Here is a 23,895-nt window from a genome sequence, read left to right as displayed (position 1 = left end):
CTTGTGGGCGAGGCAATAGCGTTCAAGGGAATTGCCATGCTCCGACTTTGCGGAATCATCGCAGCCTTCCTCCTCGCGAGCTTCACGACCTTTGAGGCTAGCGCCGACCGAAGGGTCGCCTTTGTCATCGGCAACTCGGAGTACCGACAATTCCCGGCACTCAAAAACCCGGCCAGGGATGCCGAGGACGTATCGAAAACGTTTCGACTGGCCGGTTTTGAGGTCTTCGTCGCAAGCGATCTGACCAAGCTGCAGTTCGAGGAGCAGTTTCGCAACTATCTGGCCGCAGTCGACGGCGCCGACCTAGCCGTCGTCTACTATTCCGGTCACGGCTTCCAGATCGGCGGCGAAAACTTCCTGATTCCGGTCGATGCCTCCTTGAAGCAGGCGGCAGACATCGAAGTCCAGGCCATCAAGCTCAACGATGTGCTGGAACAGTTGCGTTCGAAATCGAAGATCCAGGTGATCATCCTCGATGCCTGCCGCAACAATCCGTTCCCACGCAAGAATTACTGGCTGAGGGACCAGCTCATTACTGCCGGCAACGCCGGGCTCGCACAGGTGAGGAGCTCGCTGAACACCCTGATTGCGTTTGCCACCGAACCCGGGGCGGCGGCTTATGACGGCGCCGGCGAACTCAGTCCGTTTTCGGCAGCGTTTTCCCGTCGCGCGCTGGCCCCGAACCAGGAGATCCGCACCGTAATGGCGGCGGTGCGCCGCGATGTGGTGGAAGCCACAAACGGCCTCCAAGTTCCCTGGGAGAACTCGTCGCTGATCGACGAGGTCGTGCTAATGCGCCGCAGCAATCGCCCCTCGCTGCCGCCGGTGCTGGAGAAGGTCGTGCTGTCGGGAGTGGGACCCGTCGGCTTGGGCCTGCCCGAACCGATCGACGTCGACGGCGGCACGATCACATTGAGCATCGAAAGACCGCCTGCCTTGGGGCGCCTGATGCTGGACGGCAAGCCTGTCGAGGTGGGCGTGCCGATCCAAGGCAAGGACCTGCCCCATTTGCAGATGGATGTTCCCAAGGGTGTCGCTACGCAGGAAGAGGTGGATATGCTTGCCTATGCCACGCATGACGACTGGGGAGGCCAAACCCAAGGCATCGTGGTATTTCGGGTCAAGAGCGGCGAAGGCGCGCAAGGCGAAGAGATCATGGCCTCGCTCGAAGCCGAGCAGAAGCAGAACGTGCTGGAGCGCGGCATTCATATCACCGGTGCGGCCGAGGCGCTCGAAAACCGAAATTTCAATGTTCCCGTGGGTGTCGGTCCGGTTGCGCTGAACCTTGACTTCCCGACCGATGATCCCGCCGTCAGCCTGAAAGTTTCGGGTTATCCGGCAACGGGAACGCTCTCGCTGCCGGATCGAACCCTGGCGCCCGACTCGAGCCTGAGGTCCGGTGAAGTCGACCGGCTGCGCTACGAACCCCAGATCGGCGCCGAAGCCACGGTCGAGGTTGGCTTCGAAATCCGGGCGGACAGCAGATCATCCAAGCCCGCCACAATGAAACTGTCGCCGACAGTCGATCCGTGCGATACGGCTGCCGGCGAACCTCTCGACCTGCAAGGCGTCGTCCCCGGCTTGCTGCCGAACGAAATAGGCACCAGCGCGGTAGAGCTTTGCGAGGCCGCCGTGAAGGCTTATCCCGCCGTTCCGCGCTTCCGCTATGAACTGGGGCGCGCGCTCCTTGCGGCAGGCAAGGTCGACGAGGGCAGGACAGCCATCGAGGAAGCCGCCAAGAAGGGACACGTCCGTGCCGTGTTCGAGCTCGGCTACATGTATGCGACGGGAACCGGAATGGCCGTCGACCGCGCACAGGCCAACGCGCTTTATGCGGCGGCGTCGGACAAGGGGGATCCCTATGGCATGACGTCGTGGGGTCGCGCCTTGTTCAATGGGTATGGCGTCAAACCTGATACCAGCAAGGGTTTGGACCTGCTGCTCAAGGCAGCGGCGATGGGGCACACCTATGCAATGAACGATCTTGCCGCAATCTTCACCGAGGGCCGCAACGGCGTGACCGCCGATCCGGCCCGCGCCGTTGCGTTTCTGCAGGCCGGCGTCCAGCGGCAGGATATGTATTCGATGAACCTGCTCGGCCGCAATTACTTGTCTGGGCAGGGCGTGGAGAAGGATCCGAAAGAGGCGCTGGCGCTTTTTCAGAAGGCAATCGATCTCGGCCAGCCCTACGCTCCGGGCAGCCTCGCACGCATGTATCGGGACGGTGTCGACGTGGAACGGAACCTAGCGGAAGCGCAAAGATTGTTCGAAATTGGGATCGCGCGGGGCGATCAGTTCGCAGCTTTCGATCGCGCGGCCCTCGAATTGCAAAAGGGCGACAAGGCGGATCAGGCCGTTGCAGTGCGTTTCCTTGCGTTTGCGGCTGCGCTCGACCTGCGCAAGGAACTGCCGGAAGCCCAAAGGACGCTGGCAAAATTCGGATCGAAGCCGAAAACGGCGGCGTTGAAGCAGCTGCGCCAGGAACTGAAATCGAAGATCCCCGGGTCCGGTTCACTCGATACTCAACTGGTTCGCGCGGCCAGACGAGTCTGGGAAGAAGCCAATCCGCGTCGGGACTTGTTTTGATCAAGGAGGAGGCAATGGTGGGAAGGGCATTGAAGCGAGCAATCATCGGAACAACGCTATCCGGCGTCCTGGCGGGCCTCATGGGCTGCAATTCTCTGACACCCAAATTTGAACCGACGGCGCTGGTCGGCACGCCCCCGCCGAAGGTCGTTCGCAGGGTTCCTCCGCCAAAGGTCGTCAAGCCCGCTCCCAAACCCAGGGCCGCCAAGAAAGTGATTATACCGGTTGAAGAGGAGCCTGTTCCTGCGCCTGTCATCATTCCTCCTTCGGGCGGGAGCGGCGGGAGCGGAGGCGGGGGAGGCGGCTGGGGGGGGTGATCAGGTCAGGGTGTGAGGGCCAAAGAAGGATCGCACGACCGTAGCGTTCCGTGGCCTTTGATCGATTCCGGAGGACCAGTAAGGCACCGCCGGACGAAACGGGCGGCAAACAGATATGTTCAACCTACCGCCACCGCGCCACACCTCGACTGTACCAGATGTTCCGGTTCCTGAACCAGGAGGTTGCGCCATTTCCTGACGCCTAAGAAAGAGAGACAAAGTCCGGATCGGCACATATTGTCATTCGCAACGTCGTCCCGCTGGATGCTTGCCCAGCTGACCTCGACTCGCACGTTGCCAAAGCGCTTCTTTCACCTCACATGTCTATTTCCGCGCTGTCGCCGTTATCATGCCCACCTGAAGCGACGACATGGAGCCGTCCACCACGAACTGCTGCCATTGCGCAGATGTCCCGCTCGAGCGCATCGCGTTTCACCGGGTCGGCTTGAGCGACCAACACGCGCTTTATGATTGCTTCACGCTCTGATCGGGCGCGTTGCCCGACCGGCTCGTTGTGCGGGAGGGACTGATTTGACTCTATGGCCCAGCAGGAGCAGTGGCAGCCGGAGGGCAGCGCCGCGGGACTCTACGAGCGCTACCATTATGACGGCAGGAACGAAGAAGCAGTAGTAGTCATGGACCGAAGCTATGCCTTCAATCACGCCCAGCATGGCGCGGACATAGGCGAACTCCCGCGAAAGGTTTGACAGCGCAGATCAGCGCAAGATGTCCGACAGGCTCTCGGGCTTCTTCTCGCCAAGCGTCAGATCAAGGCCCGACAGCAGGTCGACGAGATGGCTTCGCATCAGGTCGGACGCGTCTTTTGCGTCGTGCTTTTCGATGGCATCGACAAGGGCGTGATGGGCCTGGCTTTCGCAGGTGGTGTCGCGGCGGCGCCAGTAGAGCGCGATGATCAGCGACGACCGCGACAGCAGGTCTTTGACGAAGCCGGTCAGGATCGAATGGCCGGCGATTTCGGCGATGCCGACATGGAATTTTGCCGACAGCATAATGGCGTCGCTGTCGCGGCCGGCATGCAGGGCCTCGTGCTCTTTTTCGAGATGAAGCCGCAGTTGCGCAATCTCGGCCGGCTTTGCCAGTTCGGCGGCAAGCGCCGCGACCTTGGGCTCGATCAGCGCCCGCGCTTCGAACACCTCGCGCGCTTCCTGCTTGGTCGGCTGGGCGACGAACGCGCCGCGGTTCGGCTCGAGCCGAGCCAAGCGGTCATGCGACAGCGCCTGCAGCGCCGCGCGTATCACCGCGCGGCTCACCGAATAGATCGAGGCGAGTTCGTCCTCGGGTAGTTTTGTGCCCGGTGCGAGGCGGTGGCTGACGATGGCGTCGCGCAGGCCGGCATAGACCGGAAACCAGCGCATCGTCGGCTTGTCGCCATCCCGTGGCTTTGGCCCAAGCAGGTCCATCGTCTCATTGTCCCGGCGGCCGGATCGCATAGCGGCGCGAACACCGCGTTTCCGGCCGCACATCGAACATCCTGTGTGGGAATGTCAACAATTTTGCACGCATCAGGACACACGGCCGGAGGGCGAAAAGGGCGCAAAGATTCCGGCGAAGGATTTTTCGAGTGGAACCTGGTAGCCGCCGCGCTTTGAGGTCGACAGGCCAAGGCCGACGAGGCTCTCGCAGAGTTTTACTGCGCAGGCGACGCCGTCGAGCACGGGAAGGCTATGTTCGCGGCTGAGCGCGGCGGCGAGGTCGGCCATGCCGGCGCATCCCAGCACAATCGCTTCGGCCCGGTCGTCGCGGATGGCGCGCTCGATCTCCTCCGAAATTCGATGGCGGGCGTTGGAGCCGGGCACTTCGAGCTCCAGAACGGGAACGTCGCTTGCCCGCACCCTGGCGCAGCGGCTGGCGAGGCCGTAGCGCACCAGATTGTGCTCGATCGCCGGCACCGAACGCGACAGCGTCGTCACCACGCTAAATTTGCCGGCAATCAGGCTCGCCATGTGAAACGCCGCTTCGCCGATGCCGACCACCGGCATCTCGCCGACGCAGCGTACTGCGTCGAGGCCGGTGTCGTCGAAGCAGGCGATGACGCAGGCGCTCGCCGCCGGATGTCTCTGGATCTCGCCGATCATTCCCGGGATGGCGAAGACCTCGTCGAAATAGCCTTCGACGCTCGGCGGCCCGTCCTTCGGATTGACGGCGATGATCCTGGTGCCGGCCGAAGCCGCGCGGCGCGCCGCCTCGCCGATCTTTTCGGTCATGGACGCGGTGGTGTTGGGATTGACGACGAGTACGTCCATTTGCGCTTTCATATTTCGCCGCCGAGATAGAGTTTCTTGACCCGGTCGTCGCCAAGCAGCTCAGCCGAATGTCCGGCCAGCGCGATCTTTCCGGTCGTCAGTGCGTAGGCGCGCTGCGAGATGCGCAGCGCCATGCGCGAATTCTGCTCGACCAGCAGCACGCTGACCTTTTCGTCGCGGTTGATTGCGACGATCGAGCGGGCGATGTCCTGCACGAGCTTCGGCGCGACGCCGAGCGAGGGTTCGTCGAGCAAGAGCAGCTTCGGCTTGGCCATCAGCGCCCGCCCGATCACCAGCATCTGCTGTTCGCCGCCGCTCATCGTGCCCGCCATCTGCGAATAGCGTTCCTTCAGGCGCGGAAAACGCCCGAGCACCATGTCCAGCGTCCTTGCGATGTCGGCCTTGTCGGTGCGGGTGAATGCGCCCATCATTAGATTGTCGCGCACCGTCATGTAGGAAAAGACGCGCCGCCCCTCCGGCACCATGGCGATGCCCATCCTGACCAGCTCATCCGGCCGCGTTTTGTCGATGCGACGGCCCTGGAAATGGATCTCGCCGCTGCGGACCTTTTTCAGGCCGGTGATGGCGCGCAGGACTGACGATTTGCCCGCACCGTTCGCGCCGATGAGCGCTACCGTCTCGCCCTCGTTGACGTTGAGCGACACACCCTTCAGTGCATAGACATGGTCGTAGTAGAGTTCGACGTCGGAGACTTTCAGCAGTTCGCTCATGGCTAAAATCCGATCGTCTCATCTTCGGCGCCGAGGTAGGCCTCGATGACCTTTTCGTTCTCCTGGATTTCCTTCGGCGTTCCCTCGGCGATTTTCACACCGAAGTTCAGGACGACGATTCGGTCGGAAATGTTCATCACGGCTGGCATGTCGTGCTCGACGAGCAGCACGGTCACGCCGCGTTTGCGGACGCCGCGCACCATCTCCACCGTACGCGCGGTTTCGTCGTGATTCATGCCGGCAAAGGGTTCGTCGAGCAGGAGCACGGTCGGGTTGGTGGCGAGGCCGATGGCAATCCCCAGCGCGCGCAGATGGCCGTGCGGCAGCGTGCTGGCGATCTCATGCCGTTGCGCGCCGAGATCGAGGAAGTCGATGATCTCGTCGGCGGATCGCCCGAATTCATCCTCGTCGCGCCGCGCTGTAGTCGTGCCGAGATAGAAGCCGGCAAGGGTAGCATTGGAACGCAGGTGATGTGCGATGATGACGTTGTCGCGCACGGTCATGCCCTTGAAGATCGTCGTCTCCTGGAATGTGCGGACGACGCCCTTCCGGGCGACGATATGCGGCGCCAGACCTGAAATCCGCTGTCCGCGAAACAGCACCTCGCCCGAGGTCGGACTGATGAAAGAGGAAATCAGCTTGAACAGCGTCGATTTGCCGGCGCCGTTGGGACCGATCACGGAGAGGATTTCGCGTTCCCGGACGGCGAAGGAAACATTGTTAACCGCGACCAGCCCGCCGAAGCGTTTGGTCACTGCCTTGATCTGGAGAAGCTCGGTCATGGTCCTAGCCCTGCTTCTTGCCGAACAGCCGCAGGCTGAGCAGGCCGTTGGGAAGGAACAGCATCAGCGCGATCAGCACCGACGAGAAGATCAGCAACTGGAACTCGCCGGTCTCGAACAGGAAATCCCAGCCGAAATAGAGCACGAAGGTGCCGATCATCGGCCCGAAGACGTAGCTGAGCCCGCCGAGGAAGCAGTTCAGCATGAAATTCACCGAGTCGGTGACGGTGAAGCTGGACGGATAGATCGACTGCGAGATGGCGACGAACATCGCGCCGCCGAGACCGCCGAGGAACGAGGAGATGGCGTAGGCGATGACGCGCAGATAGGCGATGTTGACGCCGATCGAGGAGGCCAGTTCCTCGTTCTGCTGCAGCGACTGGCAGAGCTTGCCGATGCGCGAATGGACCAGGCGGTAAAGCCCGGCAAAGCACAGCACCATCAGCACCACCGAGACGAGATAGAACGCCGGGCGTGGATTGGCGAGCGTCGCGAAATCGGGAAGGATGGTCAGGCCGACGATCGAAATGCCGCCGGGGAGCGGAATGCTCACCATGCCCTTGGCGCCGTTGGTGATCGGCAGCGCCAGCGCCAGCAGCCGCGCTACTTCGGTCAAAACCAGCGTGACCATGGCGAAATAGACGCCGCGGAGCCTGAGGATGGGCAGTCCGATCAGCACGCTTGCAGCGGCGCAGAACAGCCCGGCCAGCGGCAGTGTCAGCCAGAACGACACACCATACTGGACGACAAGGATGGCCGAAACATAGCCGCCCATAAGCGCGAAGGCACCCTGGCCGATATTGATGCGGCCGATGTAGAAGGTCACCCATACGCCGGCGCTGGCGATACTGAGCAGCGCGACCGAGGTCAGCGTATAGTAGAGGTCGAGCCGACCGGTCGCCTCGATCAGCCAGGGCACGCCGATGAGTACGACCAGCAGGAAGACAGCGACGGCGAGGATGTTGCGTGTACGCTTCATGTCCATCACCCCCACGGCTTGCCCATGAGCCCGTTCGGCCGGATGCTGAGGAAGACCATCAGCGCGGCGAAGATGACGAGATAGGTAACGTCGCCATACTGGCGTAGCACTGTCAGGCCGACCGATTCCATCATGCCGAGGATGAAGCCGCCGGCGATTGCTCCGCTGACGACGCCGGCCCCACCGATCATCACCATCAAGAACGCCTTGATCGAGATCGGTCCGCCGATGCCCGAATTGACGCCGGTGATGGCGACCAGCAGCCCGCCGACTATGCCGGCAAGCATGGCGCCAAGCGCAAAGCCGATCATCGAATAGCGGTCGACCTCGACGCCCATAAGCTGCGCCGCGACCCGGTCCTGCGCCAGCGCCCGCATGGCGCGTCCCGGCTTGCTATACTGCATGAAAAGCACGAAGGATGCGATGAACAGTATGGCGAGAGCGCCGACCAGCAGCCGGTCGTAAGGCATTATGAGGCTGTCGGAGACGAAGACGCCGTTGACGATCTTCGGCACGCCGCGCTGCTTTTCACCGAACAGGAGGAGGATCACGGCGTCGAGGAAGAATGCGACCGCCGCCGCGAGAAGCATCGTACTTTCCTCCCGCACGCTTCGCCTAATCACCGTTCTGAAAAGGAATTTCTCGACCAGCGCTCCAATGACCAGCAGCGTGATCCCGGACGCAACGAGCGCGACGACGAAAGGCATGCCGAGCTGGCCATAGACGGTGTAGGTGATGAAGCCGCCGAGAACGTACATCTGCCCATGGGCAAAGTTAAGCACGTTCATCAGCGCGAAGATCAGGGTCAGACCGAGCGCGATCAAGGCGTATTGCGCGCCAAGATAGAGCCCGTTGGCGATGACTTGTTCCATCAGGATGGTTCCCCGGCCATTCAGAGGCTCAAGACGAATGCAGAGCCTCTGCGGCAATCCGCTTCAGTGCGGTTGCGTCAATCGACTTGAGCGACGAAGAGCGTCTCGAACTTGCCGTCGCGGTATTCCGTGACTACCATCGGGACCGAAAGCTGGCGCTTCTGGCCGAATGACGTCATTCCGACATAGGTCAGCTTGGCATCGTCCTTCAGATAGGGATTGGGCGCCGAGAAAGTGTCGATCGTCTTCTTGAACTCCTCGACTTTGTCGATCGCGGCCGGGTTCGCCTTCAGCGTCTCGATGATGTATTCGAGGGCGTAGACCTTGGTGTTCGACTCGTCATTGTATTCGCCAAACATTTTCGTATAGCGGTCGACGAATTCCTTCATCGTGTCGGACGCGATTTCCGGCGTCGAGGCGCCGCCGACTGAGATGAAGCCGTTGGCCAACTCGCCCGCGCCCTCTTCCAGCACCTTGGCATCCTGCGCCGTTTCGGTGGAGATCAGACCTTCGTAGCCGAGCTCGCGCGCGGCGCGGATCAGCAGCGGCGCATTGCCGGGCGCGACACCCGAAAGCACCAGCAGGTCCGGTTTTTGCAAAACGATCGGCGTCAGTACCGGCGTGAAATCGCGGGTATCGTTTTGGTAGACGTCCGTGGCAGCCACAACCTCGAGCCCGAGCGCCTTTGCCGCGGCAACACCGCCATCCCGCTGGCTCAGCGGATCGGATTCGTTGGCGGCGACAAAGGCAACTTTCTTCACGCCCCTTTTTTCCATGAGATATTTGTAGATCGCCGGAGCCGACTGGTAGTTGGCGATCATGCCGAGCACGGCGTTGGACGCCGGCGGGCTGTAGAGTTCCTTCGGGAACGCGTAGGGAAAATAGATGATGCCCTTGGATTCAGCCACAGGACGCACCGCCGCCGCGCCGTCGTCGACATTCGGACCGACGACATAGTGGATGCCCTCCTGGGCCATCTTCTCCATGCCGGCGATCGCCCGCTTCGGGTCCTTCTGGTCGTCGAAGGTGACGATTTTAATGTCGTAGGTCTCGTCACCAATCTTCACACCGCCGGTTTCGTTGATCCAGGCGGCGCGCGTCTGCATCGAGCGGACGTTGGATGTGCCCCACGCAGCGGCCGCGCCACTCGTCACGCCGACAAAGCCGATCTTGAGTTCCTTGTTAGCGGCGTGCACCGTGATTGTGCCGCCGGCCATGATTGCCAGCGCGGAGACGGCGCCGCGCGCCGCGGATGTGATTATTGAACGCCTGTTGATCATTGTTCTTTCCCCTTTGGAGGCCGCGCATTGTTGCGACAGAACTCGACCGATACGCGGACTTTTGTGAGTGAAGGCTCAAATCAACCACCTGTCAACAAAACTTTTTCCGATTGTTGACAATCTTGTGAGCGGTCGTAGATGAAGAGCGCAAAGATTCGAATCGGCGTCGATTCGGGTAGCGCTGGTTGGGGCGTATTCATTCATTCGGCTGCCATTTCCCCCTACGGCTGACTACGGCTGGGAAGCACAATGAACATGCCGATGCCGGGAACGTCGGCGGGAGGATAGGGGCGGGAGCGGGCTCCAGCTCTGCGGTTGGCTGCCAATCCGCTTCCGCCCTGGAGACGTTCCCCGTGTTCGTGGCTGGAGTCCTCCTTGTCCATGCGCTCGGTCGTGAGAGCGGCCTCAGCGAATGGGGAGCTAGTCTCTATTTCTCAGTCAGGCTGGTTTATCTCCCGCCCTACGCAGCGGGGGTTCCCCTGTTTCGTTCCCTCGTCTGGAATGTCGCATTCGTTGGAATTGTGCTGCTTTTGCCTGCGTCACTCTGGCCCGAGCTATAGTGCCCAGAGCGCCATCACACGGCGAGATTCCCTTCCACCTATTCTCTGAAAGATCGACCGGAAAGGATCGTCAGCGGCCCGCTTGGCGCAACGGCCATCGAAGAAGAGCATCAGACGCGCTGTGGAGAACATCCACTCGCTGACTGGCCGAAAAGGTACATGGGAAGAGACCACATTGTTGGTAGCGAAGGTAAACCGGATGCTGCGCGGATGGGCGAACTAGTTCTCGGTAGGAACCACCAGCAAGGCATACCGGGCCCTCGACAGTTACACTGCAGTGCGGTTGCGCCGGTGGCTGCGTTCCAAACACAAGACCAGACGATGCAAGGGCGGGGCCCATCCAGACTCGCATCTTACGAGCACTTCGGGCTCGTACGTCTGACCCGACTTGGACGTGGCGTGTCGTGGGTGAAGGCGTGAGTTTTTGTCCGAGACCCGGATGCGGGAGATCTGCAGGTCCGGTTCGATGAGCGAGGTGTGGAAACGGAGCCAAGGTTGAATCAATAAGGCAGGGCCAGACGAAGGGGCGGCAAACAGATATGTTCAACCTACCGCCACTGCGCCACACCTCGACTCTACCGTTTCTTCGCGTTCACCAAGGGCGAAGAAACGCGGAAGGCTGGCATCTGATTGACGGTCGGAAAAGCGCGGTCGCGCCAGTTGTCGCACCTCATTAGACGGTTTCGAGCCGGCTGAACCGAACCGGGATGAGTTTGCGAGTCTTCAGTTGCCCTGCCGAATCCTTGTCGATGACCGTCAGCAACTGCACATCTTGAGGTCCCACAGGCAGAACCAGGCGTCCCCCCGGCTTGAGCTGCTCAAGCAAGGCCGGCGGCGCCCGCCCAGCCGCGACGGAGACCAGGATCTTGTCGTATGGGGCGTGCTCGGGCCAGCCGCGCGACCCGTCTCCGACACGAATGCCGACATTGGATAAGCCGAGGCCCTGCAGCAGAGCCTCGGCATGGCTTGCGAATTCCTCGATGATTTCTACGCTCCAAACCTGCCCGGCGAGTTCCGCGAGGATTGCGGTTTGATAGCCCAGGCCAGTGCCGATCTCGAGCACCGCCTCGTGCGGTTGGGGAGCAAGGAGATCGGTCATGAGAGCGACGATGAATGGCTGCGAGACGGTTTTATCGAAGCCGATCGGCAGCGGCATGTCCTGGTAGGCATAAGGTGCAACCGAGGCTGGCACGAAGAGATGCCGCGGCACTCGCCGCATCGCTGCCATCACCCGCTCATCGAGCGCCGCCTTGCCGAGTTCTTCGCTTGCAAGGTCGGTATGGATTGCAATCATCTCGACCATGTGCCTGCGTAGGACCGCGAGGTGCTCTTCGTTCATTGGCTTCATGACGGTGGGGCTTTCCTCAACCAGATTGCTGCCGGTGAGCATTATATCCTGTTCGTCACGGTAGCGCCCGCCATCGTTTCCATTACGGGTGCCCAGGGCAAGCGTGGGTGACCGTCTTGGCAGGCTATCGCCGGCGGCGACCCTGGAGATTCTGGGCGCTATATCGCCATAGCGGTTTGTCCCGTATGCGGCTATCTCGCGCATCAGCTTCGCCAGCACCGGCCGGGAGGGCGAGGCGCCGGAGCCGTGCTCCTGGTGGACGAGGCGGCAGCCAGCCACCTTGACCTCGTCGACTTGGGCGTCGGTCGCCCGATCCTCGGTCGACGCGGGCATCGCCAATGGGCGACCGATCGGGAGAACTGGACGTTGTGCGTGCATTTGGCCGGTTTCGGGGCTTTTGTGGGTTTTTGTGCACACAAGGAATGTGCCAGAACACGAACGTGTGAATGCGTCTGGTGAGGCCTCAACGACGTCTCATCCGCCAACCGAGACTTGTAGTCCGTCGCGCAATGCCATATCTTATGCACAAGAAATGTGTTTCTGAATATGGCAAGGGAGGACAGGAATGACCCAAGCGTTGAAAGCTCCAGTTCAGAACGAACCGTTGGTGCTGTCCTATATGGATCGGGCTGGGAAGATCACTGTCGCCCAGGTTGCGGATGGATTCGGTATGTCCAAAGGTCAGCTTGCCGAAACGGCGGGTCTTGCGCGGGAAACCCTCTATAGGGTTGAGCGTAGCCGTGCTGCAAAGACGCAAGGTCGCCTTCGTGAAATGCTTGAGATCATCAGCAGGGTGACCGACTGGGCTGGAGGCAAGGAGCAGGCGATGGCTTGGTATCGGGCGCAGCCGATACCGGCCTTCGGCGGACGGACGGCGGAAGCTCTGGTTAAGGAAGGCAAGGCCAGCGCGGTTCGCGACTACCTGGATCACGTCGCCGTTGGTGGCTTTGCTTGAGGTTTGCCGGAATTTGCTACCGCGCCCATGATCCGCGTTGGTCGTTCCAGCCGATCTCAGGCGACGGAGCGGCTATTCGGGGTGCCAGATTCAACCCGAAAGGTGTGCGTACGCTTTATCTGGCGCTCGACGTCATGACGGCCGTGAAGGAGGCCAATCAGGGTTTTGCACATCGCATTGATCCCTGCGTGCTCTGCTCATACGAGATCGATTGCGATGACATTGTCGATCTGAGGACGGCGCAAGGCCAGGCCGACGCCGGGATCCGGTTCGAAGATATGGCTTGTGCATGGATGGATTTTCTTGCCGATGGCAAACGGCCGCCGTCATGGAGCATCCATGACCGCTTCGTTGCTGAAGGCAAGTTCGGCATTCTCGTGCCCAGCTTCGCGCCAGGTGCCGGCACATCCGATCAGAACCTCGTGCTATGGAGCTGGGGCGAGGTGCTCCCGCACCAGGTCAGGGTGATCGATCCGGGAGGCCGGCTGCCTCGGAACCAATTGTCCTGGAGCTAACGCCGCAAGGGTCGGATCGAATTGCGACTCAGGCGATTATCCGCCCGCCCGCCCGAGTGTGCGTTCCGCGTCATTGTAGTAGTTCGAGGCGCTGCACGGAGCGATGCTGCGACTGCTGGATGGCTTCGGGCAGCGGAATGGCGCGGCGTGCGGTTTCGGTGAGATAGCCGGAGCGCAAGCCATGGGCGGAGAAGGCTTGCGGATCGAGCCCGGCCTCGGCGGTGCGCCGCTTCAGGATCAGATTGACGGCCTGCGGCGTCAGGGCGCGCTTCGAGATTGCCCCAGCGGTCGAGGCCGCCAAACACGGCGCCGTCGCTGATCCCGGCGCGCGCCAGCCAGTCCTTCAAAACCAGCACAGGCCGGCCGACGAGCAGCACGAAAGCGTCGCTGTCGGCTTGCGTCGTCTCTTTGCGGCCGAGCCGTATCGACAGGCATGGCAATTTATCGCCGTCGGAAGCGTTGGGATCGGCCGGAACCGGGTCTTCGTCGACCAGCTGTTCGACGCGAAGAGCAGAAATTTCGCTGCGACGCCGGCCGCCGGAGGCGAAGGCGCTGATGAGAATCGCGCGATCCCTGACGTCGACGAGACGGTTGCCGGCGCATGTTTTCAGGGGGGCGGCCAGAATATCGGCGGTCTTGATCGCGCTCTGCAGCCCGGCGCATTGAATTTTCCGACAAGTTCCGCCCCATTTGGTCAAGATTGACCAGCTCGACAGCCGCCGGCGCACGGTGGACGACGCGTGCGGTTTTTTGTCATCCGTAACAGGCCCTGGGCTACCCACCGACGCCGCTACGTCAGCCGGCATGCCCTGCGCCGGGTCGGCCTCGCGTTTCGAAAAATCCCAAACGTAGTGAGCGACGAATTTGAGGAGCAGGGATTCCGGCGCCGGCCAAGGCAGAGGCTGTCCGGTGGCGGCCAGCGACTAGGCGTCGAGATAGCCGAGGTCGGGCGAGCGCGCGGAGGGAGTTTTTGCCGATGCCTTCCTGGGCCAGATGGCGCAGCATCGCGACGTCGTCGTCGGTCAAAAGTTCGCGGCGGTCGAAGGGCAACACCGAATCCAATGCGAGTCGAGCGCCTCGGCGCGTCGAACACCATTGCCCGATGGCCGACCGACGCGGTCAGTTGCCATTCGCGAGCGGTCCGAGAATTCGGATTCCCTGGCCGCGCGCGGCAACTGCGAGCTTGCGATCGAGGGTGGCCAGCGGCAACGCGGTTTCGATTGCCAGCGCAAGGTAGGCGGCGTCATAGGCGCTAAGACCGTGCGCGATGGCAAGCTCGATGATGGCGCCGTCACGCCCTGCGCCCGCATCCTCAAGCGGCAGCCGGCGAAGTCGCGCCATTGCGGAGATCGATTCGCCGGGAACGATCCGCCCGCGCCGTTCGGCCGTCAGGACAATGCTGCGCGCCTCGTGCCAGAACAAGGAAGGGACTGGAGATTGGCCTCTCAGTCCCGCGATTGTTGTTTCGGCCGCCTCACTGTGCTGCTCCGGCAAGAGCCAGGCAGCGGCAAAGGAGGCGTCGAGGACCAAGATCATCAGTAGCGATGCCCTTCGTGACGCCAGGCCAGGATCTCTTCAGTGGCCACGGGCTTCGCCTTGGCGCGCGCGGCGCGAACCTCGTCGATCAAGGCGTCCAGCCGGTTATCCTTGTGGATTCGGGAGAGTTTTGCGATCGGATCGTTGCCACGCGAAATAATCACCTCCTCGCCGGCCTCGACTTTCGCCAGCAGTTCGGAGAGATGGGTCTTGGCCTCGCCGACCTTCACTGTGATGGTCATTTTTCCGTCCTCGTGTGGCGTTGTACGCTGTGGCCTCCTTGTTCCGCCACGGCCACTCTCGTCGCGCTGAGCGCAGCCTTGCACGACAAAGTTTGCGCGACCATAGCGTCGATTCCGTCGGTTGGTCAAGGCTTGGTCAAGTCACCGATAAGAGGTCATTATCAATAGTGTTCTTTGGCCTCACATCATCCTCGGTGACTGTGGCTTTCACTTCCCGATTTCAATTAAAGCCCTAAGCTGAAAAGTCAGACGATGGTTTTTGCCTTCTCGCTTCAATCGAAGGCGAGCGACGGGCCTTTTCGGAGGCTGTTGGCCCCAGTCCAGATGAACTCAAGAGGGTCGCGGCGGTGCCGAGTTCCGAAGGTCAGCGGCAAAGGATCTGCGGACATCGCGGCTAACGGCTCAGGGCAACTCCCGATACTTGAATCCATCGCGCGGAGGTAATACCATATTTCAAGGTGTCCTTACCGAGGCTGCAATGACAACGACCGTAACCGCAAAAGGTCAAGTGACCATTCCCAAGCCCGTGCGCGATCTCTTGGGCATCGCACCGGGCAGCCACGTGGATTTTCGCCGCGCCGCCGACGGCAGCGTGGTGTTGGTTCGTGCGGACGAAAAACGGCCGGCAAGCCGCTTTGCCAAGCTGCGCGGCCATGCCGGCAAGGGGCTGAGCACCGAGGCGATCATGACCTTGACGCGCGACGAAGCGTGACGCTGGTCGACACCAACGTTCTGCTCGACCTCGTCACCGACGATCAGGACTGGGCGGAGTGGTCGATCGAACAGTTGGAGGCCGCCTCGCTGCGCGGACCGTTGCTGATCAACGACGTCGTCTATGCAGAGCTCTCGGTCCGCTACAGCCGGATCGAGGATCTCGACGCCTTTCTTGACGCGGCCGGCCTCGAGATCGTGACGATGCCGCGGCCGGTGCTATTCCTGGCCGGAAAGGTGTTCACCCAGTATCGCAAATCGGGCGGATCGCGCACCGGGGTGCTGCCGGATTTCTTCATCGGCGCCCACGCGGCGGTCGGTAAGCTGCCGCTGCTCACCCGCGACGTCGGCCGTTATCGCACCTATTTTCCATCGCTGATGTTGATCACCCCAGCCTGAGCGCGCCTGGCGAGGCCTCGAACCGCGCCGGCAGGGGAGGGTGCTTTTTAGAGCCCGACGCTTTGGTCAGGTTGACTCGGTAACGATCGCGGCCGCGTTGGTATTTGCGGGTGTCGGTTTTATTTCCCGATTTCAATTGAAGTCGTAAGCTGAAATGCGGAACCGCCGTTTACACCTTACGGCTAGCGCGAGGAGGGGACCGTCAGAGCCTTTGGTGAGGTCGACGCGGAACCGTCGCGCGCGGCAGCTCGTAAGGGCGGGACGTGCCGGAGTCATGCTCCGAAGTCAGTTCGCAGCCGGCCGAATGCTGCTCGACCCGCGCGCTTCTGTAGCTCGTCCGTCTACGCGCGCACGACCGCTCAGGCGTCACTGTGGTCGACGGAAGGACGATTGTGAGCCTCGCGAGCCATTTGCAGTGCCCGAGTCTCGCAGCTTGTGCCCATCCACGAATTGACTATTTTGCATGACTATGAGCGAGCATCTGGCCTTGGTTCTGACGACAGTTAACGGCCCTACAGCGAACAGCTCGACGGGGTGGCGCTGGCTCATTGTCTTTCGGATCTAGATCTGGCGAAGCAGTTTATCCTGGGCAGGTCAGTGCCTTCCTTGCAGAAGTGCCGGTCGAGCAGCAGATGGAGTTCGCCGCCGCGCACCAGATAGCGGTCGATAATCCGAAGGCTTTCGCGGCCCATTTCTCTGCCTGGTCCGGCGAGACCTATTAACTCGCTGCTTGATGATCGAGGTCCATAGCCGTCGTCCGTCCAAATGGCGGCGGCTTTTCGCCATTGCTGCCGATCTGATCGACCAGCTCCGGAAGAAGGCCGGAGGTTTTGAATTCGAATGGTCGTTTGGCGGCGGCACGGCGATGATGATCCAGATCAACCATCGCGAAAGCCACGACGTCGATATCTTCCTCGACGACCCTCAGCTACTCGGCTTCATTGACCAAGAGCCAACAGGGAGGGCATTGCCGGTCGCCGGCAGAGCAACTTGGCCATATTAGGCGTTAGGCGGCGACAGTTCCATGTCTCGCCTTCTCGACCGTGACGGTCACCTTTCGGTCACGCCGGTTCAGCACCCGCACAAGCCGATCGATGGTAAACTTGCCAAGACGGGCGTTGCGGATGTTCGAAATATCCGACGGCCTAACGCCGGTCACCTCCGCCGCAGCTCTGACCGTGAGGTGCCGCCGATTCAGCGCAGCGATGATCTCGGAAGGCCTTCATCTGCTTGGTATCGGCGTCGGGATCCCCCATGTCCGCGTAGACATTGCCGCTGCCTCTGACGATCTCGATTTTTTCTCTGTCATGACTCGATCTTCCGTATTTGCTTCAGCCGCGCCTTGATGAGGTCGATCGCCTCCTTAGGCTTGGCGATGCCCGTGGTCGACTTCTTCTGGAATGCACGCACGACCCAGATCAATCGCCGAGCTGGACGGCATAGATGACCCTGTAGGCGTCGGAGGGGTAGGGCAAGGCGATTTCCATCACGCCTGACCCCGGTGCTTCATCGGCTTTGCCAGATCGGCCTTCTGCCCGAAGCTTGCGACCGCCAGCGCGTCCAACATTCTATCCTGCACGGCTTTTGGCTTGCCGGCCGCAAGGCGGTGAAGCGGCGCTGAGGGCGGCGATGGTGCGGCTGCTCGACAGCCGCCTGAGTGCACCGACGGGGCGCTGACCGTCGCCAACCTGGCGCGCGAGGCCGGCGTCAGCCGGGCTACAGCGAACGCGCCGTCGCACTTCTCGCGGAGTTCCGTGCGGCCGAGGCCCGCCAGCGGTGGTCGTCTCCAAGGCCCTCAAGGAACGCGTCCCTGCACGCCCGGCAGCTCCAGCCCGCCGAGGGCCCCGTCGTGACGGGGTTGATCCGGCCGAAGAAAACCAGTGCTGCAGCGAACGTTCCTCGTAATATTGCGTTTAGCCATGAAAGACGACGATTCGCCCAAAGCATGCAAAAGGGGCCCATCGGCTCTCGCGCCGCGATGCAAGGCCTGGAAAGCCTTACGCCAGATCAGTTTGTGAAAAGTCATTGCCCTTGTAAAGCAGGGCAAGCCGGTGAGCCTTCGCGCAAGCATAGGCAAAACAATCGCCGAAATTGAGATCGGCTTTGTGCCCGACTGCTTTGCCGTATTTCATGCTGGCTTCGATCGCCCGGTCGCCGATGTCGCCGGATATCATGATTTCTTTGCCGGCGATCTCGATCAAAAAGGCGTCGACGGTATCACGGGCTTGCGCCAGCATGTCGGCCGTGGGCTTGGCGTTCTTTTTGATGGCTTCGGCCGATGCTCGCGCGAGACCCTGGGCTGCCTCGAACCGGACGAGCGGGGAGATATACAGCGGCTTGGTCGCGGCCGCGAGCCGCTTTTCCAGTTCTTCCGCGCCAGGTTCCTCGTTCAGGATGGCAACGATCACCGAGGCATCGACGAACATCAGTCGTCGCCCCACATTTCGTCGGTGAATTTCTTCATATCGAAATCAGGGTTGGCCGGCCCGATCCGCCGCGCCATTTCCTTGACTTTGGCAAGTCTCTCGCGCAGCGGGACGCTGCCGCGGTTGCGCTCGATCTCATGGCGCAAGGCGGTTCTGACGGCCTCGGTCTTGCTGCGCGCGTTGGTAATCTGCTGCAGCTCGACGGCCATGGCATCGACGTCGGGATCGCGAATGAAGAGCGGCATTTGTATATCTTCCGAGTGATATATGTATATCACATCCGAGATATACTCGCCAGCGAATTCGCGAGCGGCGGTTTTGGTAAGGAGGGGAGGGAGGAATGCAGCTCGCGAAAATCCGTCGGGAGGGTCGGTTCTGGTGCTCAGTCGGGCGGATTGCCAGGACGCCTGACGCAGCCGAACCTTCTTTCGATCTCGTCCGGCCGGTCAGCATGAGCTTTTTGCTGCAGCCTGATATGCAGCTTCGATACACGATCGTGTGCCGAAACATCCCAGACAGCGTGCTGCGGGGAAGGGGCCATTTATGAAAACCTGGATGGTTGATTTTGGGGTCGTACCAAAGGAGTTAGCATTCGCACAAATGCCAAGCCCGCTGCCCCGGGAAGGTGCAGCGGGCCCTTCAAAATAATGGTCCTGCGATGGCTTCAGCCGATCGTCACGGCCACGTCGATCGAGCTCCTCGCTAGACTGAGACTAGGTGTTCTGAATGCGGAGATGGCGACCATTCCGGATCTCGGCGGGCACACCGGGGCCATTGTTGGCGATCACGATCTGGAGGTCATTGCCTTCAAGCGCCGTTTCGATCTCGATCCGCCGCGGTCCCGGTATCTCCTGCAGGGCGTGTTGCGCGTTGACGATCAGGTTGTAGAACACCTGATGCATCTGGTCAGGGTCAAGTTCCAGAGGCGGGAGGCCCTCGGCGAGCCGGCATTGCACCTCGATGCCTGCCGTGCGCAAAGCGTAGCCGGCGATATCGAGAACCGCGCGGATCAGATCGTTGACGTCGATACTGCGGCGCTCCGGCTGGCGTTGTCGCGGGACGCCAGAAACACCACCGCATTGGCAATTTCCTCGGCCGTCCCAAAGCGGCCTGCCGGGACCATCCCGACGACAGCTTTCGCCCGAGCCTTCGTTTCCACCGGACCCAGACCAAGCTTGTCGTTGAGCGGCGTGTCTATCGGGCCCGGGCTGATCACATTGGCGCGGATGCCGCGCCCTATCAGCTCACCGGAGAGCGTTCGCGCGATAGCAGAATGACGGCGAAGACGCCGAACCGCCGACACGTGAAGCAATCAGCACTTCCGTGGCAGAAGGATCAATCCACGACCAGGAAAAGCACACCGTCAGTATGGAACCTCAGACATGGGCGGCTCAGAAGCGGTATGTTATGCCGAGAACCGGACCGGACAGGGTTGCATCAAACACATAGCCTTCGTCATCGTAGTCGATCGGCAAGTGCTTATAGCCGGCGGAAACCGAGAAGTGGTCGGTAAGCAGGTAATTCACGGTTCCCAGCACCTGCCAGGTGAAATCGGCGCCCACCCCGGGGCCCGCCTATATCCGCCTGCGCCATCACGGAAAGCCTGTCGGTGATGTTGTAGAAGGCGCGCGCCCCGATCACCGGATCGACCCAGCCGAAATCCTCCTCGCGCGACAAGGAGAACCCAGCATATTGCACTGTCACATCATTCGAGATGTACCAGACGCGGGCGCCGGCAAGCGCGTCGAACGTGAACTGCGGAGTGTCCAGGACACGATCTGTAAGGAGAACGCAAAGTTCACCGAACCTGCTCATTCTACAGATCAGCAGTTGCTCTCGTTGTGGCTAGCTGTTTAGTCCCGGCATTTAATGGGTTGGATTCCGCCAGGCGCGTCAGGCAATACCATGTCGACACGCCTGAGGACAGCTAGGAAAGAAGCTGAACAGGATGTCCTTGCGCTGACAGCAGTTTAACCGCCTTGCGGTCGAAGGAGAGGAATGTCTCCCCGCCCAGCCAGTCGCCGTCGAAGGCAATCACGCCGTCCGCAAAATCACCGCCGGCCTCAAGCACTGCAAGCCCTGCCTCGACAGCTGGCCGGTTGACGACGACATTTGCGGTATTCGCCAAGGCTCGGATTGCCGCCACGATATCTGCGCGTGCGGTTTGATACTGTCGGCCCAAAACCCATGCGAACTCGCACAAGGCCTGAAGGCTAACGGCCACGATGTCTGCCTTCGCCAAGAGATCGACGGCCGCTTCCGCCTGTCGTTCATCGTCGGCGACATAGGCACGCAGCAGAACGTTGGTATCGGCCGTGACTTTCATTCCTTGCTCGATCCCGCTGCAGTACCCGCTTCCGCGATTGCCTCGTTGATCTCTTCAATGCTCAACACCCGGCCATTCGTCTTGCCCTTGAGAAAACCGTAGAGCTCCCGGAATGATCCCTTTGCCCGCGCCGCCTTCAATTCCGCCCGGCCGTCGGGGAGCAGATCAAGTTCGATCTTCTCGCCCGGCCTGATGCCCAGATGCTGCAGAACGTCCTTGCGGAAGGTCACCTGTCCCCGTGCCGTCACCGTCAATGTAGTCATTTTCGCAGCTCCAACTCATCCACACGATTAGATAATGCAAATCTGCATTATCATCAATAGCAAAGGCGCGTTGTCGAGCAGTTGCGCTCTGGCGGGTCCACAATCACAACGGCCGGAGGCATCCTGTACGCGTAACGAATCGCGACATCGGCATCGCCGGCGCGCAGGTACAGCTATTAGCAGCGTGCTCGCCGAGTGCGGCCGCCGGAGCTCGTGCCGGCCGCCCAAGGAGCGCACCTGTCAAATGGAGTGAAATCCTTAGTCGTTCCTTCATTCATCCTGGCTTAAATATTTCCATGGAATGGGGTGCCCGTATCTTGAGGCGGTTTGTTAGCCGTCTGCGACAAACAGGCGAGAGCGGCAACGTTGCTACTATTTTTGCCCTGTCTTTGCCGATTGTCGTCGGCGCAGCGGGTCTCGGTATCGAGACCTCCTACTGGTATTTTAGCAGCCTGAAATTACAGGCGGTGGCGGATGCGGCGGCCTATGCTGGCGCTTTGGAAAAGATTTCGGGATCTGACAAGCCAACGATTGTCTCCGCCGCGACACTGTCAGCGACGACGAACGGCTGGGACCCGTCAACAGGCACAATCGAAATCTTCACGCCTCCGTCTTCCGGCCCGAATGTCGCCCAAAAGGCCGTCGAGGTCATCGTTCATCAGACCCTCGATCGGTTTTTCACATCGATATTCACGCAAAACCCGGTCGGCGCACGGGCAAGAGCGGTGGCTCTTATCACGGATTCTTCAAAGGCCTGCCTTATGGCGCGCAATCCTTCCGCTCCGAAAGCGGCGCTGTTTTCCGGCAGTTCGAACCTCAAACTGACCGGCTGCGTCGTGATGTCGAATTCGATAGCCGCGGACGCCATCAAGCTTCAGGGATCGGCAAACCTTCAGGTCGATTGCCTAATATCGGCAGGCGGTGTTTCGTTGAGCAACCCCGTGACGACCGTCTGCGCCAGTCCGATAACCCAGGCGTTGCCCGCTGCCGATCCTTTTGCCGACTTGCCGGCGCCACCGGCCACGAACCCCTGTCAAAACAGCAATCAGTCGACGTTGCAACCTGGAACATACTGCAGGGGGCTCAGCTTGAGCGGCAATGTGACGCTCTCGCCCGGGGTATACGTCATTCAGGGAGGAGATTTCAAAGCGAACTCGAATGCAAATATTTCAGGCGATGAAGTCATTATCTATCTGGCCGGCAGCTCGGGCGTCAGCATGAACGGCACGGCCATTGTCAAGCTCAGCGCACCGACGTTAGGCACCTATTCGGGGGTGCTGTTTTACGGAGACAAAGCTAACCAGACGGGATCGAACACGTTTAATGGCACGGCAGATTCGCTTTTGACCGGCGCTTTGTATTTTCCAACACAGGATGTCAATTACCTCGGCAATTTCTCGGGCAAAGGTGGTTGCACTCAGGTCGTCGCCAGTACCGTGCAGTGGTCCGGCAATGCGAACGTCAATCAGGATTGCACGAGCCTTGGGATGCGAGACATTCCGGCCACGCAATCGATAAAGCTTGTCGAGTAATCTTCGTGGCACGGTTACCAGCCCGGATGTTCGGGAGCGATTCGGGTATTGCCGCGGTGGAGTTTGCGCTGGTTGTGCCGATCCTTTGCCTGGTACTTCTTGGCATCATTGACGGCTGGTCTTTTGTATCAAGCGCGTTGTCGATGCGTGCGGGCGTGAAAACGGCGGCCAATCTCGTGATGCAAGGCGCAGCCGACGACGCGGCTACCCAGACCGTCGCCCTTTCGAGCTGGGAAAATCATCCCGATGACGCGCAGGTGACGCTGAGCCGGAAACATATGTGCGGGATCATCGTGGTCGATCCATCTGTGCTGTGCGACAGTTTGAAAGCTTCCGCGGTTTTCGTTGAAATACAGGCGACGGCCACCTGGTCCCCGCCCTTCAGTTTCGGCGAGTTTTCCCTCTCGCGCGAGCTCAGCCACAAACAGGTGATACGTGTTCGCTAGAGGGAGAGCCTTCATACGTGAGGCATCAGGCGGAGCCGCACTGGAGTTCGCGCTGATCGCGCCTATTCTGATAATGCTTTTGATCGGCATCTTCGCATTCGGCTGGGCTCTGAATGCCATGTCAAGTGTTCGCTATACTCTGGAAACGTCCTCACGAGCGCTGCAAATGAAGAATTCGCTGACCGAAGCCGAGATAAAAGCGATGGCCACGGCAAAATTGCTGAGTTTGGGATTAACCGATGTCGACATAACAATAGCAATCGACGCCCCCAGCGGCGGCTTTCGAATGGCCCATCTGACCGCCAAATATGCGTTCGCGATCGAGTTTCCGTACTTCGACCGATACTCGATAAATTATGCGACAACTGTCACAGTTCCGTTGGTTGCGTCATGAGCGCACCCAATAGTCTCTTTACCCAACATGCGCAGTGATCGGCTTGTTCTTCTTTGCTTGCGTTCAGGTCTGCTTCACCGCCACCGGCGCAGAACGTAGACTTCGGGCGCGGGCCTTCATCCTGGCTATAGATCGGGGACGGCATGTATGATCACGGCCTTTGCCCCGGCAATGCGCGGCTTGCCGTCCCTCACCTCGGCCGCTATTCCCTGCCTAACGCCATCGCCCGCGCGCTGCACAGCGCGGACCGACGGCAGAGACTCCCTGACGGACATAATGCCGGCCGCCGGCTCCGCGCTCGCTCACGATCTCGCCAGTGCGGAAGTCCATGCACAGCGGGCGCTATCGCTTAACGGCGATCGGCGCCGGCCTGGCGACGAAGAGCACATATTCCGGCAGTTATTCCCTCGCACAGCGCACCTGCGGGTGCC

At 60.8% G+C, this 23,895-nt stretch carries 28 protein-coding genes and 2 pseudogenes; 11 read left to right on the top strand and 19 right to left on the bottom strand.

Going from position 1 to position 23,895, the window contains the following annotated elements; all coding sequences use genetic code 11:
- The first annotated feature begins 36 nt into the window (after nucleotides 1-36).
- A complete protein-coding gene (locus tag NKI58_RS12630; RefSeq protein WP_352853245.1) occupies nucleotides 37-2,586 on the top strand; it encodes a caspase family protein in 2,550 nt (849 codons plus the stop codon).
- Nucleotides 2,587-3,619: 1,033 nt separating this feature from the next.
- Here the strand turns inward: NKI58_RS12630 and NKI58_RS12625 are convergent.
- The 7 genes from NKI58_RS12625 to NKI58_RS12595 form a co-directional block, all read right to left on the bottom strand.
- Entirely contained in the window at nucleotides 3,620-4,324 is a 705-nt protein-coding gene (locus NKI58_RS12625) for a GntR family transcriptional regulator (RefSeq protein ID WP_352592978.1), read from the bottom strand.
- Between the two features lie 102 nt (nucleotides 4,325-4,426).
- On the bottom strand, nucleotides 4,427-5,167 hold the full coding sequence (locus NKI58_RS12620; protein ID WP_352592928.1) for an aspartate/glutamate racemase family protein: 741 nt from the start codon (nucleotides 5,165-5,167) through the stop codon (nucleotides 4,427-4,429).
- 8 nt (nucleotides 5,168-5,175) lie between these two features.
- A complete protein-coding gene (locus tag NKI58_RS12615) occupies nucleotides 5,176-5,898 on the bottom strand; it encodes an ABC transporter ATP-binding protein (RefSeq protein ID WP_352592925.1) in 723 nt (240 codons plus the stop codon).
- A 2-nt stretch (nucleotides 5,899-5,900) separates the two neighbouring features.
- Entirely contained in the window at nucleotides 5,901-6,680 is a 780-nt protein-coding gene (locus NKI58_RS12610) for an ABC transporter ATP-binding protein (protein ID WP_352708383.1), read from the bottom strand.
- Nucleotides 6,681-6,684: 4 nt separating this feature from the next.
- Nucleotides 6,685-7,659, bottom strand: coding sequence for a branched-chain amino acid ABC transporter permease (locus NKI58_RS12605; RefSeq protein ID WP_352708385.1), 975 nt, complete (start codon nucleotides 7,657-7,659; stop codon nucleotides 6,685-6,687).
- Between the two features lie 5 nt (nucleotides 7,660-7,664).
- Nucleotides 7,665-8,531, bottom strand: coding sequence for a branched-chain amino acid ABC transporter permease (locus tag NKI58_RS12600; RefSeq protein WP_352478406.1), 867 nt, complete (start codon nucleotides 8,529-8,531; stop codon nucleotides 7,665-7,667).
- Nucleotides 8,532-8,608: 77 nt separating this feature from the next.
- Nucleotides 8,609-9,811, bottom strand: a complete 1,203-nt coding sequence (locus NKI58_RS12595) for an ABC transporter substrate-binding protein (protein ID WP_352846438.1) — start codon at nucleotides 9,809-9,811, stop codon at nucleotides 8,609-8,611.
- A 185-nt stretch (nucleotides 9,812-9,996) separates the two neighbouring features.
- On the opposite strand from NKI58_RS12595, the gene NKI58_RS12590 reads away from it, so the two are divergent.
- Both NKI58_RS12590 and NKI58_RS12585 read left to right on the top strand, forming a co-directional pair.
- Nucleotides 9,997-10,371: an MAPEG family protein gene (locus tag NKI58_RS12590; RefSeq protein WP_352592912.1), complete on the top strand. Its 375-nt coding sequence runs from the start codon at nucleotides 9,997-9,999 to the stop codon at nucleotides 10,369-10,371.
- Nucleotides 10,372-10,606: 235 nt separating this feature from the next.
- Nucleotides 10,607-10,753 (top strand): annotated as a pseudogene (locus tag NKI58_RS12585) (hypothetical protein); the annotation flags it as partial.
- 291 nt (nucleotides 10,754-11,044) lie between these two features.
- Here the strand turns inward: NKI58_RS12585 and NKI58_RS12580 are convergent.
- On the bottom strand, nucleotides 11,045-11,719 hold the full coding sequence (locus tag NKI58_RS12580; protein ID WP_352592975.1) for a protein-L-isoaspartate(D-aspartate) O-methyltransferase: 675 nt from the start codon (nucleotides 11,717-11,719) through the stop codon (nucleotides 11,045-11,047).
- A 565-nt stretch (nucleotides 11,720-12,284) separates the two neighbouring features.
- Here NKI58_RS12580 and NKI58_RS12575 point away from each other — a divergent pair.
- Entirely contained in the window at nucleotides 12,285-12,674 is a 390-nt protein-coding gene (locus NKI58_RS12575; RefSeq protein ID WP_352592910.1) for an MbcA/ParS/Xre antitoxin family protein, read from the top strand.
- Nucleotides 12,671-13,189, top strand: coding sequence for an RES family NAD+ phosphorylase (locus NKI58_RS12570; protein WP_352592907.1), 519 nt, complete (start codon nucleotides 12,671-12,673; stop codon nucleotides 13,187-13,189). The genes NKI58_RS12575 and NKI58_RS12570 overlap by 4 nt, the downstream gene beginning before the upstream one ends.
- Before the next feature lie 36 nt (nucleotides 13,190-13,225).
- On the opposite strand, the pseudogene NKI58_RS12565 reads toward NKI58_RS12570, so the two are convergent.
- From NKI58_RS12565 to NKI58_RS12555, 3 genes and pseudogenes are all read right to left on the bottom strand, one after another.
- Nucleotides 13,226-14,319, bottom strand: a pseudogene (locus NKI58_RS12565) (tyrosine-type recombinase/integrase).
- Nucleotides 14,309-14,728, bottom strand: coding sequence for a type II toxin-antitoxin system VapC family toxin (locus NKI58_RS12560; RefSeq protein ID WP_502896993.1), 420 nt, complete (start codon nucleotides 14,726-14,728; stop codon nucleotides 14,309-14,311). Before NKI58_RS12560 ends, NKI58_RS12565 begins: the two are co-directional and overlap by 11 nt.
- Nucleotides 14,725-14,967 (bottom strand): type II toxin-antitoxin system Phd/YefM family antitoxin, encoded by a 243-nt coding sequence (locus NKI58_RS12555; RefSeq protein WP_352846441.1) that lies wholly within the window; start codon nucleotides 14,965-14,967, stop codon nucleotides 14,725-14,727. Before NKI58_RS12555 ends, NKI58_RS12560 begins: the two co-directional genes overlap by 4 nt.
- A 478-nt stretch (nucleotides 14,968-15,445) precedes the next feature.
- On the opposite strand from NKI58_RS12555, the gene NKI58_RS12550 reads away from it, so the two are divergent.
- From NKI58_RS12550 to NKI58_RS12540, 3 genes are all read left to right on the top strand, one after another.
- A complete protein-coding gene (locus NKI58_RS12550) occupies nucleotides 15,446-15,679 on the top strand; it encodes an AbrB/MazE/SpoVT family DNA-binding domain-containing protein (RefSeq protein WP_352786557.1) in 234 nt (77 codons plus the stop codon).
- Nucleotides 15,676-16,077, top strand: coding sequence for a type II toxin-antitoxin system VapC family toxin (locus tag NKI58_RS12545; protein WP_352624043.1), 402 nt, complete (start codon nucleotides 15,676-15,678; stop codon nucleotides 16,075-16,077). The genes NKI58_RS12550 and NKI58_RS12545 overlap by 4 nt, the downstream gene beginning before the upstream one ends.
- Nucleotides 16,078-16,810: 733 nt before the next feature.
- Nucleotides 16,811-17,080 (top strand): nucleotidyl transferase AbiEii/AbiGii toxin family protein, encoded by a 270-nt coding sequence (locus NKI58_RS12540; RefSeq protein ID WP_352592972.1) that lies wholly within the window; start codon nucleotides 16,811-16,813, stop codon nucleotides 17,078-17,080.
- A gap of 3 nt (nucleotides 17,081-17,083) precedes the next feature.
- Here the strand turns inward: NKI58_RS12540 and NKI58_RS12535 are convergent, their stop codons facing one another.
- The 8 genes from NKI58_RS12535 to NKI58_RS12500 all read right to left on the bottom strand — a co-directional run bounded on the left by NKI58_RS12535 (nucleotide 17,084) and on the right by NKI58_RS12500 (nucleotide 21,092).
- Nucleotides 17,084-17,236, bottom strand: coding sequence for an XRE family transcriptional regulator (locus NKI58_RS12535; protein ID WP_352786555.1), 153 nt, complete (start codon nucleotides 17,234-17,236; stop codon nucleotides 17,084-17,086).
- A gap of 838 nt (nucleotides 17,237-18,074) precedes the next feature.
- On the bottom strand, nucleotides 18,075-18,503 hold the full coding sequence (locus NKI58_RS12530; RefSeq protein ID WP_352592890.1) for a type II toxin-antitoxin system VapC family toxin: 429 nt from the start codon (nucleotides 18,501-18,503) through the stop codon (nucleotides 18,075-18,077).
- On the bottom strand, nucleotides 18,503-18,748 hold the full coding sequence (locus NKI58_RS12525) for a type II toxin-antitoxin system VapB family antitoxin (protein WP_352592888.1): 246 nt from the start codon (nucleotides 18,746-18,748) through the stop codon (nucleotides 18,503-18,505). The genes NKI58_RS12530 and NKI58_RS12525 overlap by 1 nt, the downstream gene beginning before the upstream one ends.
- Before the next feature lie 468 nt (nucleotides 18,749-19,216).
- Nucleotides 19,217-19,405, bottom strand: coding sequence for an ATP-binding protein (locus NKI58_RS12520; protein WP_352853313.1), 189 nt, complete (start codon nucleotides 19,403-19,405; stop codon nucleotides 19,217-19,219).
- 107 nt (nucleotides 19,406-19,512) lie between these two features.
- Nucleotides 19,513-19,719: an SDR family oxidoreductase gene (locus NKI58_RS12515; protein WP_352786611.1), complete on the bottom strand. Its 207-nt coding sequence runs from the start codon at nucleotides 19,717-19,719 to the stop codon at nucleotides 19,513-19,515.
- Between the two features lie 175 nt (nucleotides 19,720-19,894).
- The gene (locus NKI58_RS12510; protein ID WP_352592882.1) at nucleotides 19,895-20,065 is read right to left on the bottom strand and encodes a porin family protein; all 171 of its coding nucleotides are present in this window, start codon (nucleotides 20,063-20,065) and stop codon (nucleotides 19,895-19,897) included.
- A gap of 365 nt (nucleotides 20,066-20,430) precedes the next feature.
- Nucleotides 20,431-20,829, bottom strand: coding sequence for a type II toxin-antitoxin system VapC family toxin (locus NKI58_RS12505; protein ID WP_352786554.1), 399 nt, complete (start codon nucleotides 20,827-20,829; stop codon nucleotides 20,431-20,433).
- Nucleotides 20,826-21,092, bottom strand: coding sequence for an AbrB/MazE/SpoVT family DNA-binding domain-containing protein (locus tag NKI58_RS12500; RefSeq protein WP_059186960.1), 267 nt, complete (start codon nucleotides 21,090-21,092; stop codon nucleotides 20,826-20,828). The genes NKI58_RS12505 and NKI58_RS12500 overlap by 4 nt, the downstream gene beginning before the upstream one ends.
- A 296-nt stretch (nucleotides 21,093-21,388) precedes the next feature.
- Between NKI58_RS12500 and NKI58_RS12495 the strand changes: the two genes are divergently transcribed.
- Genes NKI58_RS12495 through NKI58_RS12485 form a run of 3 tightly spaced genes read left to right on the top strand, consistent with a single transcriptional unit; the run spans nucleotide 21,389 to nucleotide 23,464 of the window.
- A complete protein-coding gene (locus tag NKI58_RS12495) occupies nucleotides 21,389-22,624 on the top strand; it encodes a pilus assembly protein TadG-related protein (protein WP_352853244.1) in 1,236 nt (411 codons plus the stop codon).
- Nucleotides 22,625-22,650: 26 nt separating this feature from the next.
- Nucleotides 22,651-23,070, top strand: a complete 420-nt coding sequence (locus NKI58_RS12490; protein ID WP_352592874.1) for a TadE/TadG family type IV pilus assembly protein — start codon at nucleotides 22,651-22,653, stop codon at nucleotides 23,068-23,070.
- The gene (locus tag NKI58_RS12485; protein ID WP_352592871.1) at nucleotides 23,060-23,464 is read left to right on the top strand and encodes a TadE/TadG family type IV pilus assembly protein; all 405 of its coding nucleotides are present in this window, start codon (nucleotides 23,060-23,062) and stop codon (nucleotides 23,462-23,464) included. Before NKI58_RS12490 ends, NKI58_RS12485 begins: the two co-directional genes overlap by 11 nt.
- The last annotated feature ends 431 nt before the right edge of the window (nucleotides 23,465-23,895 follow it).

Source organism: Mesorhizobium sp. M0522 (genome assembly GCF_040321085.1).
Taxonomy (GTDB): domain Bacteria; phylum Pseudomonadota; class Alphaproteobacteria; order Rhizobiales; family Rhizobiaceae; genus Mesorhizobium.
This window is presented reverse-complemented; position numbering and strand designations above follow the sequence as displayed.

Bases quoted from the DNA above. Each gene is read 5' to 3' on its own strand.
- NKI58_RS12495 (WP_352853244.1), top strand. From the start codon at position 21,389: ATGGAATGGGGTGCCCGTATCTTGAGGCGGTTTGTTAGCCGTCTGCGA.
- NKI58_RS12575 (WP_352592910.1), top strand. From the start codon at position 12,285: ATGACCCAAGCGTTGAAAGCTCCAGTTCAGAACGAACCGTTGGTGCTG.
- NKI58_RS12610 (WP_352708383.1), bottom strand. From the start codon at position 6,680: ATGACCGAGCTTCTCCAGATCAAGGCAGTGACCAAACGCTTCGGCGGG.
- NKI58_RS12580 (WP_352592975.1), bottom strand. From the start codon at position 11,719: ATGAAGCCAATGAACGAAGAGCACCTCGCGGTCCTACGCAGGCACATG.
- NKI58_RS12540 (WP_352592972.1), top strand. From the start codon at position 16,811: ATGATCGAGGTCCATAGCCGTCGTCCGTCCAAATGGCGGCGGCTTTTC.
- NKI58_RS12555 (WP_352846441.1), bottom strand. From the start codon at position 14,967: ATGACCATCACAGTGAAGGTCGGCGAGGCCAAGACCCATCTCTCCGAA.
- NKI58_RS12605 (WP_352708385.1), bottom strand. From the start codon at position 7,659: ATGAAGCGTACACGCAACATCCTCGCCGTCGCTGTCTTCCTGCTGGTC.
- NKI58_RS12550 (WP_352786557.1), top strand. From the start codon at position 15,446: ATGACAACGACCGTAACCGCAAAAGGTCAAGTGACCATTCCCAAGCCC.
- NKI58_RS12525 (WP_352592888.1), bottom strand. From the start codon at position 18,748: ATGCCGCTCTTCATTCGCGATCCCGACGTCGATGCCATGGCCGTCGAG.
- NKI58_RS12530 (WP_352592890.1), bottom strand. From the start codon at position 18,503: ATGTTCGTCGATGCCTCGGTGATCGTTGCCATCCTGAACGAGGAACCT.
- NKI58_RS12630 (WP_352853245.1), top strand. From the start codon at position 37: ATGCTCCGACTTTGCGGAATCATCGCAGCCTTCCTCCTCGCGAGCTTC.
- NKI58_RS12615 (WP_352592925.1), bottom strand. From the start codon at position 5,898: ATGAGCGAACTGCTGAAAGTCTCCGACGTCGAACTCTACTACGACCAT.
- NKI58_RS12520 (WP_352853313.1), bottom strand. From the start codon at position 19,405: ATGCATCAGGTGTTCTACAACCTGATCGTCAACGCGCAACACGCCCTG.
- NKI58_RS12595 (WP_352846438.1), bottom strand. From the start codon at position 9,811: ATGATCAACAGGCGTTCAATAATCACATCCGCGGCGCGCGGCGCCGTC.
- NKI58_RS12490 (WP_352592874.1), top strand. From the start codon at position 22,651: ATGTTCGGGAGCGATTCGGGTATTGCCGCGGTGGAGTTTGCGCTGGTT.
- NKI58_RS12600 (WP_352478406.1), bottom strand. From the start codon at position 8,531: ATGGAACAAGTCATCGCCAACGGGCTCTATCTTGGCGCGCAATACGCC.
- NKI58_RS12620 (WP_352592928.1), bottom strand. From the start codon at position 5,167: ATGGACGTACTCGTCGTCAATCCCAACACCACCGCGTCCATGACCGAA.
- NKI58_RS12500 (WP_059186960.1), bottom strand. From the start codon at position 21,092: ATGACTACATTGACGGTGACGGCACGGGGACAGGTGACCTTCCGCAAG.
- NKI58_RS12625 (WP_352592978.1), bottom strand. From the start codon at position 4,324: ATGGACCTGCTTGGGCCAAAGCCACGGGATGGCGACAAGCCGACGATG.
- NKI58_RS12505 (WP_352786554.1), bottom strand. From the start codon at position 20,829: ATGAAAGTCACGGCCGATACCAACGTTCTGCTGCGTGCCTATGTCGCC.